Raw genomic sequence first — 13,510 nt, 5'->3', positions numbered from 1 at the left:
GATAAGTGAAATTGGTAGTCATGGAAAATCATGAAGAAATGAGCAAACATGCGTGTCAACTAATTGTAAGTAAAGTCCAATCATTATCTTCTCCTGTTCTTGGACTGGCTACTGGGTCAACGCCTGAACGTTTGTACGAGATGTTAATTGAAGAATATAAACAAAAGTTAGTTTCTTTTTCTCATGTAAAAACGTTTAATTTGGATGAGTATGTGGGCTTATCGGAAAATGATAAAAACAGTTATCAGTATTATATGAATCATCACTTGTTTAGTGAAGTGAATTTTAAAGAGGGGGAAAATCATATTCCAAATGGGATGGCAAGTCAGTTAGAGCAGGAGTGCCAGCGCTATGAGAAATTGATTAAAGAGGCTGGTGGCATTGACTTCCAAATATTAGGACTTGGTCATAATGGACATATTGGCTTTAATGAACCAGGTACGCTATTTTCCTCCAGAACACATGTGGTCGATTTGGAGCGTACAACTCGTGAGGCAAATGCTCGCTTTTTCAAAAGTAAAAAAGAAGTGCCCACGCAAGCCATTACAATGGGTATTGAGACCATTTTAGAAAGTAAGCAGATTATTTTATTAGTGTCTGGGGAACAAAAAGCAACAGCATTGCAAAGACTGTTGAATGGGGAAGTTTCGGAGGACTTTCCAGCTTCAGTGTTGAAGCAACATCAAGATGTCACGATTATTGCGGACAAAGCGGCATTACAGTTGCAAGAAGATGAGCAATTTGCTGTCAATAGTAAGAGGTAGTAGTAATCAGGGGAAAGTTGAACATGAGCTACTTGTCAAAAGTGATTTTAGTAAGGTGAGTCAAAATAGTAAATTAATGAAATGGAATATGTGCAACACAATGAGAGCCTGATTCATTTATTAAACAGGCTCTTTTTCTTTTGTACTGCAAGTATTAGGGCACCTTTATTTTTTATTGAAATTAATCCTCTACTAACTCAGAGATATCAACATCTGAACGTTCTTCCATCGGTCCTCTTAAATGAACAGTTGCCGTTTTTCCGTCTTCCTTTAATTCATCAATCCATACAGAAGCCCCGTTATATTTAACGTCGATGTCAGCAGAAGAAGAAAGAATTTGTTTCACACGGTTTTGATCCATTCCATTCACCCCCAATCTTCGTCACTATATTTTGTGAAAGCAGAAGATTTTTATGTATTATACTAAGTATTGGTAAATCTGATTGCTTGACGTTCAAGAGCGAGAAGTAGCCACATATATGAGAAAAGAAAACGAGCAGAAATCATGAGATTCATAAGATTAGAATGGAAAAGGAGTGTCATTCATGAATAAACTCAAAAAAGAGGTCGTTATCGTCACGGGTGCGGCCAATGGAATAGGATTAGCAGTCGCACGAGCTTATGCAGAAAAAGGGTGTGCCGTTGTTTTAGCTGATATTGAAGAAGAGCGAGGTGATCAGGTGGCGAATGAATGGAGAGGGGCCGGTAATGACGTTTGTTTTGTCAGAACAGATGTAACACAAGAAAAAGATATTATTCACCTAGTGGAGCTAACGAGAAGTACATATGGAACAATTAATGTACTCATTAACAACGCAGGAATTAGTGAGTTTAAACCATTGTTTGAATGTTCAGTGGACGATTGGGATCGGGTGATGAGCACGAATGTACGTAGTGCGTTTTTATGTTCAAAGGAAGCTTCGAAAGTGATGCGTGAGAATGAAGCGGGAGGAGCGATTGTCAATATTGCATCGACTCGTGCGATGATGTCAGAACCTCATTCAGAGGCGTACGCTGCTTCTAAAGGAGGTATTGTTGCTTTGACGCATGCTCTTGCCGCGTCATTGAGTGAGTATAACATTACGGTAAACGCTGTTTCTCCAGGTTGGATTGAAACCGGAGATTATAGCGAGTTACGTGAGGTTGACCATAAACAACACTTGGCCAAGCGTGTGGGAAAACCAAATGATGTCGCTAAAGCATGTATGTATCTATCCGCTGCTGACAATGATTTCGTAACAGGTGTGAACTTAGTCGTCGATGGCGGAATGACAAGAAAGATGATCTACGAAGAATAAACTAAAATATTCGGTGCCAGGCACCTTTAGTTCACTGCTGTACTAAAGGTGCCTGGCACCATAAAATGGCACCATAAAAAGATTTGTTAAGTTTTGAACCATAACTTCTTGTAGCTTACTTTGCCGTACGATTCGAGGGTGACGCCTGAAAGTGGTGATGCTTGGTTCACTTGGACATGGTGGCTGCGATGAAACAATGGGATATAGGCGATTTGATCTTTTTAGGATCTGCGATTGGGACGGCTTTAATTATTGTCGTCTATTTAGTTCGTACTCCAGTTGTTCATATGAGATAAAATGTATGAAAACAAGGATTTTATAACTATCAGTATTTCGTTTTTCTCTAGTGCTATTTTCTGAACTTTACAGGAGGATATTCCTGAATTAATAGAATTTTATTTTAAAAAAGTTATTTTCATGTTTGAATGGATGAAAAGGAGGTGGTTATATGTCAAAAAAATCCAAACTTTTTCTTCCTTTGTTTGTTTGTCTATTGATCGTGTCGCTGTTCCCTAAGGAGTCCCATGCTTATAAATCCACACTGCAAAAAGAAGATCGGGGTCAACAAGTTTTTCAATTACAAGAAAAGCTAGTGCAATTGGGTTATCTCCATGTCGCTCCAACGGGCTACTATGGAACTTTAACAGAGAATGCCGTTCGACAACTGCAAGAAGACTTTCGACTTTCTGTTGACGGAATCTCAGGTCCGAGAACATTGCATCGACTAATGGAGATTGAGAAGATGGCTAAAATTGTTCACGGAGAAGCACGTGGAGAAGCGTACAAAGGTCAAGTGGCTGTTGCGGCTGTTATCAAAAACCGCTTATACTCCTCAGAATTTCCTTCAACAGTTGAAGGTGTCATCTATCAGAGAAATGCATTTACAGCGGTTCAAGACGGTCAATACGATCTGACTCCAACGTATATTGCGTATCGAGCGGTGAAGGATGCTTGGTTAGGGTGGGACCCTACTTATGGATCAACTTATTATTACAATCCCCGAATAGCAACATCTCAGTGGATTTTTAATAATACAACACCGAAGCTAACGATAGGAAGACATCTCTTTGCTGACTAGATTTCATGAATTTACATAGTGAATGGGTTTTATCACGGCATAATACATATGGCATGACTTCTTAGGTTAATTAGTTAAAAGATAGTGCTATTTTCTTATAAATCACAGTATTCCAATGTAATTACTTAAAAAGTTTTCATAAAATACTCACCGACAAGACATTGGCTTATCTGACATTTTACTGCATAATACTTCATAGGCAGTTATTAAATGGGGAAAGGGTGTAGTATGGATGAAGCTTACATATACAGGGAAGACAAAAGATGTATATGAATTAGAGAATGGCAACTATTTATTAAAATTCAAGGATGATGTAACGGGAGAGAATGGAGTATTTGATCCAGGTGCCAATACGGTTGGACTTTCGATTGAAGGTGCAGGAAAAGCTGGACTAAGATTAACAGCATTCTTTTTTGAAGCACTAAAAGAGAAAGAGATTCCAACGCACTACATCGATTCAAACATCGAGGAAGGCACGATGACGGTAAAACCTGCTGAGGTGTTTGGAAAGGGGCTAGAAGTCATCTGTCGTTACCGAGCAGTTGGAAGTTTTTTACGTCGCTACGGTATGTATGCAGAGAATGGACAAGAGTTAGACGCATTTGTAGAAGTGACGTTAAAAGATGACGACCGTCAAGATCCTCCTATATCAGAAGATGCTCTTGATATGTTAGGCATACTTTCAAAAGACGAATATAGTGTGTTAAAAGACTTAACGAAGAAAATTGGTAATGTCGTAAAAGTAGAATTAGCTAAAAAAGAGATTGAAATATATGATATTAAGTTTGAATTTGGTCGTGTAGGTGAAAATAAAGAAATCGTTCTTATCGATGAAATTTCAGGTGGCAATATGAGAGCCTACAAAAATGGTGAATACATCGAGCCATTACAGTTAGAAAAATTAATGTTAGAACAATAAGTAATCATTTAAGCAGGAGTTGTCGTTTCGGACAACTCTTCTTTTTAAGCTGTTTTCGTATACTTTGTTGCTATTGGACCGTTTCACGCTAAAGCGTGAAGAACCAAGCTTTAGCTTAGTTATGGTCCACAGTAGTAAGAGCAAGAATCTTTTAGAAGAGAGCCTTTTTTAGAGCAGGTGTTAAAACTATTTCTAAGTAGTACTTTTCTAAATCAGCACTACACTCTATGTTCAGTTCACTTTCCTCATTTAATTTGGGCGTATTAGTAAAAGTCCACTTCTAGAATGAAAGTCAAACCTTCCTAAATTTCATTTTAATGTATGAGAAAGAACTCGTTAATTCAAAATAAAATATGAAGTTATACAGGATATCAGAAGATTTATTTAATAAGCTATGTTAAATAATACTGTGGATATCCGTTGATTTTGGGCTCATCGTGTGAAATGTTAATTTCACACGCCTTTCAGGAACTGAAAGGTTGAAAAAATAACATGAAATGAACGAGAAAATGCATTTTCTCCAATAATTTCATGTTATTTTCCCAGGAATGAGCCCAAAATCATCAATACTCTTTAAAAGCGCTATTTAATATGAAAAAGGAGACGTTAATGGACATCTCAGAACAGCTTACAAATTTGCAGTTAATTAATCAGTTTTGGATTATTTTTTTATTCCTCGTGCCTATGGTTCTCATTGCAAGAACAGTGGTAGCGGGGACGAGGTATTCACCGATATTAATTATCGTTATTTTTGGATTAGCAATGGGTTACATACTTGAGTACAGCGGGGTATCGACACCAGGCCTTGATGAATTTCCACTCATTGACTTAATGGCTAAAACGACGATCATTGCTCTTACCGTTTCCTTTTTTGTTGGTGGTCAAGAGCTTCGTAAAATCATCGGCAAAAAGCCGTTGGATGAAGACGATATGATGGTTCCATCAGATGAAGAATTGGTACTTGGGACGAGCCGGACCCAATTATTCTTTATCGTCCGAGCGTTTTTCCTGTTACTCGGTATTGAAGGCGTTGGTCGAGTATTACTTGGAACGCATCCGGAGGACATGCTGGCATCGTACTATCCTGTTGTTGCTTATATTGGTCTCGTTGGCTCGGTTATTCTGATCGACAATAAGGCGGAAATTTCGAACAAACATCTTTATTTACGAAAAGGTCTAATGGAAATGATTGCGATTATCGGTATTTTAATTTGTTCTTATTACGTTGCACAATTGGTATCACCCATTATCGCACTGCCACAAATCTTCTTTGCGATGATGATTGCAGCAGCTCTTGGTGCCGTGTTTTATCGCTGGGCGTTTGGACCGACGTTACGTGCCCTCTTATTTGCAGGTATTCCGATTGTGCTTGCGGCCAACTTTTTAATTGGTGGATCGCGAATAGGAGATGCATTTGGAATCCCAGGTGTAAATGCTGTGCTCGTCTATAGTTTCTTTGGGCAATTACTTTGGATGTTTGGTGGCATAGCTTTGCTAATGTACTTTGCACGAACTGCTAATGTCAGAAACTTGGCACCAGGTATGGCTGGAGCCCTTTCTCACTCGGGGTTAACAGGTGCTTGTACCGCTGGTGACTTCGGGAAAATTGCTGCAACTCGTGCGCCGATTATGATTAACATTCCTTTTTTTGGTCACATTTTTGTTTTCTCAATTTTAGCCGTAAGTGCAGACCGTGGCAGCTTATGGTTCATTCCAACGTTTCTGCTCGTTTTAGTTGGTGTTTTCCTAACCGTTTTATCCTTGATAAATTTGCGTAAAGCGAAAGGAGAAGATCGTTATGAAGTCACTGCCCTAATGCAATTTTCATTCGGTTGGCAGATTTGTGCAGTGTTTGGAGGGCTTGCTTTTCTTTCATTAAGTCCACTAGCCATGGATTATGCTGCGATGGCACAAGCTTCTGCGATTTCACACTTTGGGTTGTTTGCAGCAATCCAGGGAGGAATGTTTGGTATGGAAGCCGCTCTACTCATTCCATTCATATTTTCGATGCCGTTTTTAGTTCATCCTTTAGTGTTTTTAATGTTCGGTCGTGCGATGGAAAATAACGGTGACATGGCAGTAAAACCTGTTTATGTAATGACAGTTATTGGTCTAGTAGGAATGATTGTGGCGCTGTTCTTGTGAGATGTTGACGATCAGAGGAGAGTACATGTGGGCTAGATTATTCGGTGAAAATCAGTTTTGGGTTAGTTAACTAGAGCGAGTAGAAAACAGGAGCTAAAGGGTACGATGATGCCCGAAAATAGGTAGGAAGCGGAAAACCGGCATCAAAGCGGTGACGAAGACCGAAAATAGGTAAGAAGCGTAAAATCGGTCATCAAAGCGAGTGATGATTCCCGAAAAATAGAAGGAAACGTAAACAGGGCGTCAAAGGGGAATTGACGCCCTAAACTAGATCTAAGACTAAAGTCGATCTATAAAAATGGATAGCTCAATTTTCTAAACTAAGAAGCTCATATTATTTTTCTCTCTTTCTATGTAAATGTAATGTAAAGCAGGATAATCATGCGTTTATAGCTAAGTATTTTAAGTATAGTAATAGAATGATGTTCATCGTGTTCCAGTAATGCTAGAATTAGTATTTCATTAAGTAGGTCTTACTCATTTTGTCATATAGTGTTCGTCTGTTTTTACCAAAAGAGAGGAAGAAGGTAGGGAACAAGAGGAGTTTCCAACATTCTCTTCTAATATAATGCCACTTCGTTAATTCCTGACGTTGTTCATCTACTAACGTTAAGTCAGCAATCATCATTCCGATTGAACGACGTTTAAAAGCAGGGTAAATGACTTGATAAATGAGAAAAACGGCTCCTAAAATGGCATAATTAATGATAAATAAATGCGGTTCGTTTTCCCAGATATCCTGTCGTGCTCGTTCAGGATCTCCAATAAACAACGACTTAGTTGTCGTCATCATCCATATTGTTGTAAGGGCAGACGTCATATATAGTACCATCGTAAGGATGACTAGATCGTAAAATAATGCGATCGAACGTATCCAACCACCCGCTCGTAAATTTGGGTGTAGAAATCGTTCTTGTAATTCTGGATCGTCTCTTAGTTCCAAATTGTTTCCCCCTTGCACGATTTGATTTCCTGGTTAAATTTTTGTAAAATTGTTTATATTTCCTAAATATTTATTATATCGATACTTTTTTTATTGGTCAAATACAAAATGGCAATATTTTGAAAAAACGCAAAGTTGTATTGTACTGGAATCTAGCGATATAGAAAGCAATTACTTATAATCAAAACAGAGGAAGGGTTAATTTCATTGAACAAAATCATTGAGAAAATCAAACCGACAGTGATGCAAGTGTTTAATCACTTGCATCATCATCCCGAAATTAGCTGGCAAGAAGTAAATACGACAGAATACATAGTAAACATGTTAAGAGAAAATGGTTGGAAAACAACGTCATTTGAAGATTGTACAGGTGTCATCGGCGAAATAGGTAGTGGAAGACCTGTTGTAGCGGTCCGTGCCGATATGGATGCTTTATGGCAAGAAGTTAACGGTATATTCTGTGCTAACCATTCGTGTGGACATGATGCCCATATGACAATTGTTCTTGGGGTGATGTTCGCACTCAAGGAAATGAACTATGAGCCAAAAGGTACTATTAAATTAATTTTTCAACCTGCAGAGGAAAAAGGAACGGGTGCCTTAAAATTTGTGGAGAAGGGAGTGATCGACGATGTAGATTTTTTATATGGAGTTCATCTAAGGCCGTTTCAAGAATTAGATAATGGCTTCGCAACTCCAGCTATCCATCACGGGTCAGCCCGATTTATCGAAGGGGAAATCAAAGGAACAGACGTACACGGTGCAAGACCACATCTTGGTGCTAATGCAATTGAAGTCGGAGCCGAACTGGTTTCTCTTTTACAAGGCATCCATCTCGACCCTATGGTTCCGTATTCGGCTAAAGTGACCAAATTTATGGCAGGTGGGGACAGCGCAAACATTATCCCAGGTAATGCTCGTTTTAGTCTAGATTTACGAGCACAATCAAATGAAGGGATGAAAAAATTGACTTCACGTGTTGAAAAGATCGCTAACACATTGGCAAACTATTATGATGTGGACATTCAATTGTCTCAGGCAGCTTATATCGCTGCTGCCGAAGTGAATGCTGAGGCGACAGAAATGATGAGCCAAACGATCAAGGAAATTTTAGGTGAGGAGAAACATAAAGCACCTATTATTACAACTGGTGGAGATGACTTTCATTTTTATACTTTAAAACGCCCCCACCTAAAAGCAACGATGCTAGGATTAGGGTGTGATTTAAAGCCTGGACTTCATCACCCGCATATGACCTTTGATAAGGAAGCTCTATTGAAAGGCACTGAAATTTTAACAAAAGTAGTGTTGAGCACGATCAATAAACCTGACAACGAGTAGTCCTAAACAATGATTGTAACTATGTAAAAGCTCTTACTGCACAAAGCAAGAGAGTCAATTACACATGAACGGTCCTAAGTAAAGTCATCGTAATGGAGGAGCTACCTTCCATTCCTTTAATAGTTTTAGCTTACCGTATGGTTTTAGAGATGCAGTACATAATTTTACAAATTAAGCTTGAGGGCTATTTTTAATGCTGTTTTTTACACTACATGTCATACAAACTCAGGTAAGATTCTTTACATTATCCCCGATCCGTTTTAAAATCCTTACTATTGGAAAAATGAATAGAGAGGATGATTCCGTGTTTCGTTATGTTTATATTTTCTTAACAGCTATTTTCTTTATTGGACTGGCTGGATGTTCGGGCAGCGAAAAATTAGAACAAGAAGAAGTTCAACTGCCAAATGATGGAATGACCATTGTTGCGATTATAAATGATGAGAAAATACATAGATCAGAATTTCAAGAATTAGTAGAACAAAGAAAAAGAATGTATGAAGAGGATGGGCTCGATACGGATGACCCCCACTTTGTTGGTCAAATTGAAGAACAGATTTTAGAGGATTTAATCAGTAAGGTGCTGTTACTTCAAGCTGCTGAACGTGATGGGATCAATGACGCGTATATAGAAGAGCACATGAATGACATTAGACAAAACTATGAAGATGAATCAGAATTTTTAAAGGAATTAAAAGCAAATCAATTGACGGTCAAAGATTTAGAGGCAATGTTAAAAATCGATCTCTTTGTTGAACACTACTTAGAGGAACTCGAAGTATCTGAGGATGAAATCGATGCATTACTTCACCAATATAATGGTTTTACCGAAGGCGAAATTGATATAGAACAGGTAAGACCAACGATTGAAGCGAGCGTAATTCAAAAGAGGCGTGGAGAGTTGCTAAACGAGCTTCTTGCTGAGTTAAAAGCAGAAAGTGATATACAAATCATACAATAGTTAATAAGTACGAATGAGGTTGGCTCAAGTGTCCAGTTCACGGTAGTTCACATGCTGGCTAACGTGTTTGGCACTGTTTTGAGACAACCTCATTTTATGGATGCCATTAAGAAGTCAAACCCAGTAGCATCGAAATTTAGAAAATATTACGCTTTCCGGTTTGGGTCTTCTGTCTTTGGTTCTGCTTTTCTTTTTTTAATTACGGAGATAGGTGCCCTAATTACCAGGTCAAGCCAATTTGCAAAGTGATAGGGTGCATACGGTGATGTATAATAGCTGCCGAAACTACGTAAACCGACAAGATGAATGTTAATTAAAATGTAAGTGATAACGATACCGAACAGGCCGAATGCAGCGGCGGCTAACATAATACCAAATCGTAACATCCGAAATGTAATACTTATATTATAGGCTGGTAATGAGAAAGAAGCAATCGCTGTCAAGGCGACGACGATGACCATGATAGGGCTTACAATGCCTGCACGAACCGCGGCATCACCAATGACGAGTCCCCCAACAATTCCAATCGTTTGACCAACAGGTCGTGGCAATCGAACCCCGGCTTCACGCAGTAACTCAATCGTAAATTCCATTAAGAGAGCTTCAATAAAGGCGGGGAATGGAACCCCTTCTCGTGAACCTGCAATTGATAGGGCTAACGTAGTTGGGATCATCCCTTGATGATACGAAACCATTGCTATATAAAGTGCAGGTAGGAACATCGCAATAAATGCACCAGCATACCGGAGCATACGGTACAATGAGCTAATCTGCCAGCGATCGTAGTTGTCTTCTGGTGACTTAAAATATTCTTCAAATGTTAGTGGTGCTGTTAAAGCAAACGGCGTACCATCCAATACGATCACAACTTTTCCATTCAAAAGATAGGAAGTTGTTTTGTCAGGTCGTTCGGTTCGAATTAATTGCGGGAAAGGTGATAATACATTATCTTCAACAAATTGTTCTAAACCACCTGTCCCTTCTATATTATCTACATCAATACAAGAAATCCTATAGCGCATTTCTTCTACTACATCCATATTTGCAATACCTTTCACATAAATAAGGGCAAAATCACTTTTAGCCCTTCGTCCAATTTGCCCGAATTGGACCGTCAAATTTGGGTCTCTAATTCGTCTACGTAGTAGCATAACATTCGTATGAAGAACCTCATTGAACCCGTCGCGTGGACCACGGACAACAATTTCACTGTCAGGCTCTTCAATTGAACGCTGATTAAAGCTTCTTGTTTCAAAAAGAATAAATTTGGGGATTCCGTCAATGACAAGTAACGTTTCCCCCGACATGAGAGGTAAGATGGCATCGTCAAAAGTAGTTTCAATCGTTAATTCAATAAAATTTGTTACTTCGTTTTTTAGATGGTTTAATAGGGCATCCCCTTCTAATTGTTCAATTCCGTCTTCAGAAAAGAATAAAAGTGGTTTAATTATTTTTGTTTCGATCCCATTTTCATCAGCTAATCCGTCGATGTAGTATAAAGTCGCTTTCACTTTTCTACCGATTAGAAAATCACGCTGGACGACGTCATCACTCTCACCAATGATGTTTTTTATAGAGGTGACCATCTCATCTAAAACAGGGGATACTTCAAGTTTATATTCATCTTTTTTACGGACTTTATTTGCATTTAACTTTCTTAATAATTTTTTATACATTACTTCACCTCCAATACGGTCTATTCCAAGCGCTCGTTTAACATATAATGACGTATTTTAACGATGGCTGACACGTTGAATTCTGCTTCTTGGAACACGCCGCCTTCACCATCCCAGTTTTCTTTTATGCTTTTCCAATAATCATAATCTTTCTGACGAACTTTCTTGTGGAACCCGAAAATATCGGCTGGAAGATCTTTCTTGACTTTTTCGATATTCTGATTAACTTGTCGTATAATCTCTTTTTCAATAAGTGCTTCGAGTTCACGTATCGTCTCCTCATCACTAATCTCCACATCATGTAACCAACTTTCTGCAAAGGTTCCTTCCGCTTTTATTTTAATATCAAATGTATTCTTATTATTTTCTCGTCTATAATCGATGGTGGTTGCCATTGAAATGACCTCAAACACAAAATATTCTCCTTCACCTTCCTCGTATTCCACTTCGATAATTACATTTTCAGCATCACCCATAACCCAGTTATAGCCTTTTATCTCTTCATCATTGAGCCAGCCCAGCATTGTATTTTCACGCCCAAGAAAAACGGCTGCGCCTGAGATCCTTAAGTCATTACCAACAGGTGTAATTCTTGGGATGATGAAGCTTGTATCACCGGTAATATGAGTAGCAACCTCACCGATCGTTGTTGGAGTTGGCATAGAAAGATTTGCCTCGTGATTTTCGGTAATGTCCCCAATGGAAGTAGCTATTAATTCTTCAAGTGGCAACTTAATATTCAAAATATCTTTAGTACTCTCACTTGTTATATAAACATAAGACCGTCTCCTCATTTCATGATCACGAATATACAAGTCCGCTAGATGTTTAAGCATGGGTCCGCCTCTTACTAAGTCCTCATTTATGATGATTACTTTTAAATGCTCAAAATTGAGACGTCTACTTCTTCTTGCACTAACTTGTCTAATGGTGTTAAAGTTCGTTAAATCGGTAGTGGTAATATTAAAATAAGCGCGCCCGGTTCTGCCCCCTTCTTGTGCCTCTATTTTACTCGGAATAGCAACATTAAATGTGGCATCAAATAACTGGGGATGTCCTTTTTTTCGTGAAATTCGTTGTCCTCTTTCTCGCTCGATCTGTTTTAATTTATCTTCTTCACTTTCGGTTGGATCCAATCCGAGCGCTACCACAAATCCCAATTCTTCAATTTCAGTAAGATCCCAGCAACCTATTAACAAAGGACAACAGAAAAGTAGGAGGAGGGTAAGCTGAATTGGTTTTCTCATTCTAGATCCCCCTTGTCATCTGGTTATTTTTTTGTTTTCTCAACCAAATAGTAAAATGACCGATGATGATACTACTTAAAATTAGGCTTACTCCTAACCAACCAATCCAATCAGCAAATGTAAATAATTCGGATAGCGAATTGGGGATAAAAGCAACAATAAATGTTACGAAAAAGATAGAAGCTAAGACGGTGTTGTTCTTTTTAAAAGAAAAAGTATGTGTAATCAATTGATACGTAATTAACTGGGCAATGGACATGGTGTTAAAGATGGTCATTATCCAGATCGTAATCATTAACGACTCTAGCCTTTCAAAAAACGCTCCGGGTAATTCAATTTCTTTTACTGCTTCCACTGTAGGGAATGTAATGGTTTGAGTGCCATCTACTCCAAAAATAGAAACGACAATTATAAAAGTGAAAATGTAAATAATTGTAATAATTCCAATCGAAATGTTTAACGGCAATGCACGAATAGAACTGCTTTTCATATAAGTCATCCAAAAGAGGAGAACTTCTATACCTAAGAAGGATAATGAGATTTCTGACACCCCTTTAAAGACTGGAGCTATACCTTCACCCAAAACCGGAAGTATTCGGTCTAAGTCAATGTTAGGTCCATTTGCTATTAAAAGAGTAATAGCTAAAATAAATATAATTGGCATAAATAATAAACTGAGGTGTACAACACCTTGAATTCCTTTTGTAACGGCATATGTCGTTGTTAAAAGGATAATCGCAGCAAGTACTTCAGAAGGTGTCCGGTCGAGCAAGTACATTTTTACAACAAGGGATAAGACACGGGCTTCAAACGCTAACAATGAAATAAAATAAACAAGAAACCCTAAAGTTAGAAAGGAAGCGACGACTCTACCAGCTTTTCCTTGTTGGAGAAAACCCATAAAAGATTGCCCTGGATAATGTTGCTGCAAGCGGACATAAAGGTATATGAGAAGCATGGAAAGCACCCCAGTAATTGCAATGGAAATCCATCCATCAGCTGTTTCTAAGGCTGAAGTAAGTCCCCTGGGAATCGTCAAAATTCCAACCCCAATGATGATAGACATTAAGATTATTGCCATCTCTAGCGGGGCAATTTCAAATGGTTCTTCAGTATTCATTCTTTGCCCCTCCTATAC

At 38.5% G+C, this 13,510-nt stretch carries 12 protein-coding genes; 7 read left to right on the top strand and 5 right to left on the bottom strand.

What is annotated here, in order from left to right:
* The first annotated feature begins 5 nt into the window (after positions 1 to 5).
* A complete protein-coding gene (gene nagB, locus ACNSTQ_RS08170; protein WP_418199367.1) occupies positions 6 to 764 on the top strand; it encodes a glucosamine-6-phosphate deaminase in 759 nt (252 codons plus the stop codon).
* A gap of 181 nt (positions 765 to 945) precedes the next feature.
* Here the strand turns inward: nagB and ACNSTQ_RS08165 are convergent, their stop codons facing one another.
* Positions 946 to 1,125, bottom strand: a complete 180-nt coding sequence (locus ACNSTQ_RS08165) for a small, acid-soluble spore protein, H family (protein WP_418199366.1) — start codon at positions 1,123 to 1,125, stop codon at positions 946 to 948.
* Positions 1,126 to 1,309: 184 nt separating this feature from the next.
* Here ACNSTQ_RS08165 and ACNSTQ_RS08160 point away from each other — a divergent pair, with 184 nt between their 5' ends.
* The 4 genes from ACNSTQ_RS08160 to ACNSTQ_RS08145 all read left to right on the top strand — a co-directional run bounded on the left by ACNSTQ_RS08160 (position 1,310) and on the right by ACNSTQ_RS08145 (position 6,204).
* A complete protein-coding gene (locus ACNSTQ_RS08160; protein ID WP_418199365.1) occupies positions 1,310 to 2,062 on the top strand; it encodes an SDR family NAD(P)-dependent oxidoreductase in 753 nt (250 codons plus the stop codon).
* Positions 2,063 to 2,510: 448 nt separating this feature from the next.
* Positions 2,511 to 3,140, top strand: a complete 630-nt coding sequence (locus ACNSTQ_RS08155) for a cell wall hydrolase (protein WP_418199364.1) — start codon at positions 2,511 to 2,513, stop codon at positions 3,138 to 3,140.
* A gap of 232 nt (positions 3,141 to 3,372) precedes the next feature.
* Positions 3,373 to 4,059, top strand: a complete 687-nt coding sequence (locus ACNSTQ_RS08150; protein ID WP_418199363.1) for a phosphoribosylaminoimidazolesuccinocarboxamide synthase — start codon at positions 3,373 to 3,375, stop codon at positions 4,057 to 4,059.
* A 609-nt stretch (positions 4,060 to 4,668) separates the two neighbouring features.
* Complete coding sequence (locus ACNSTQ_RS08145; RefSeq protein ID WP_418199362.1) at positions 4,669 to 6,204, top strand: hypothetical protein; 1,536 nt, start codon at positions 4,669 to 4,671, stop codon at positions 6,202 to 6,204.
* Positions 6,205 to 6,655: 451 nt separating this feature from the next.
* Here ACNSTQ_RS08145 and ACNSTQ_RS08140 read toward each other — a convergent pair whose 3' ends face one another.
* Positions 6,656 to 7,147 carry an RDD family protein gene (locus ACNSTQ_RS08140; protein ID WP_418199361.1) on the bottom strand — a complete coding sequence of 164 codons (492 nt, stop codon included), beginning with the start codon at positions 7,145 to 7,147 and terminating at the stop codon, positions 6,656 to 6,658.
* Between the two features lie 207 nt (positions 7,148 to 7,354).
* Here ACNSTQ_RS08140 and ACNSTQ_RS08135 point away from each other — a divergent pair, with 207 nt between their 5' ends.
* Both ACNSTQ_RS08135 and ACNSTQ_RS08130 read left to right on the top strand, forming a co-directional pair.
* A complete protein-coding gene (locus tag ACNSTQ_RS08135; RefSeq protein WP_418199360.1) occupies positions 7,355 to 8,488 on the top strand; it encodes a M20 peptidase aminoacylase family protein in 1,134 nt (377 codons plus the stop codon).
* A gap of 193 nt (positions 8,489 to 8,681) precedes the next feature.
* Positions 8,682 to 9,449: a SurA N-terminal domain-containing protein gene (locus tag ACNSTQ_RS08130; RefSeq protein ID WP_418199359.1), complete on the top strand. Its 768-nt coding sequence runs from the start codon at positions 8,682 to 8,684 to the stop codon at positions 9,447 to 9,449.
* 146 nt (positions 9,450 to 9,595) lie between these two features.
* On the opposite strand, the gene ACNSTQ_RS08125 is transcribed toward ACNSTQ_RS08130, so the two are convergent.
* From ACNSTQ_RS08125 to ACNSTQ_RS08115, 3 genes are read right to left on the bottom strand one after another with little or no spacing between them, the layout of a single operon-like run.
* Complete coding sequence (locus ACNSTQ_RS08125) at positions 9,596 to 11,125, bottom strand: spore germination protein (protein WP_418199358.1); 1,530 nt, start codon at positions 11,123 to 11,125, stop codon at positions 9,596 to 9,598.
* Between the two features lie 20 nt (positions 11,126 to 11,145).
* Positions 11,146 to 12,372: a Ger(x)C family spore germination protein gene (locus tag ACNSTQ_RS08120; RefSeq protein WP_418199357.1), complete on the bottom strand. Its 1,227-nt coding sequence runs from the start codon at positions 12,370 to 12,372 to the stop codon at positions 11,146 to 11,148.
* Position 12,373: 1 nt separating this feature from the next.
* Positions 12,374 to 13,492: a GerAB/ArcD/ProY family transporter gene (locus tag ACNSTQ_RS08115; RefSeq protein WP_418199356.1), complete on the bottom strand. Its 1,119-nt coding sequence runs from the start codon at positions 13,490 to 13,492 to the stop codon at positions 12,374 to 12,376.
* Between the last annotated feature and the right edge of the window lie 18 nt (positions 13,493 to 13,510).

The sequence above is a fragment of the Alkalihalobacterium sp. APHAB7 genome, assembly GCF_048323755.1.
Taxonomy (GTDB): Bacteria; Bacillota; Bacilli; order Bacillales; family Bacillaceae_F; genus Alkalihalobacterium.
The sequence above is the reverse complement of the archived record's forward strand: the minus strand, read 5'-3'. Positions and strand labels throughout refer to the sequence as shown.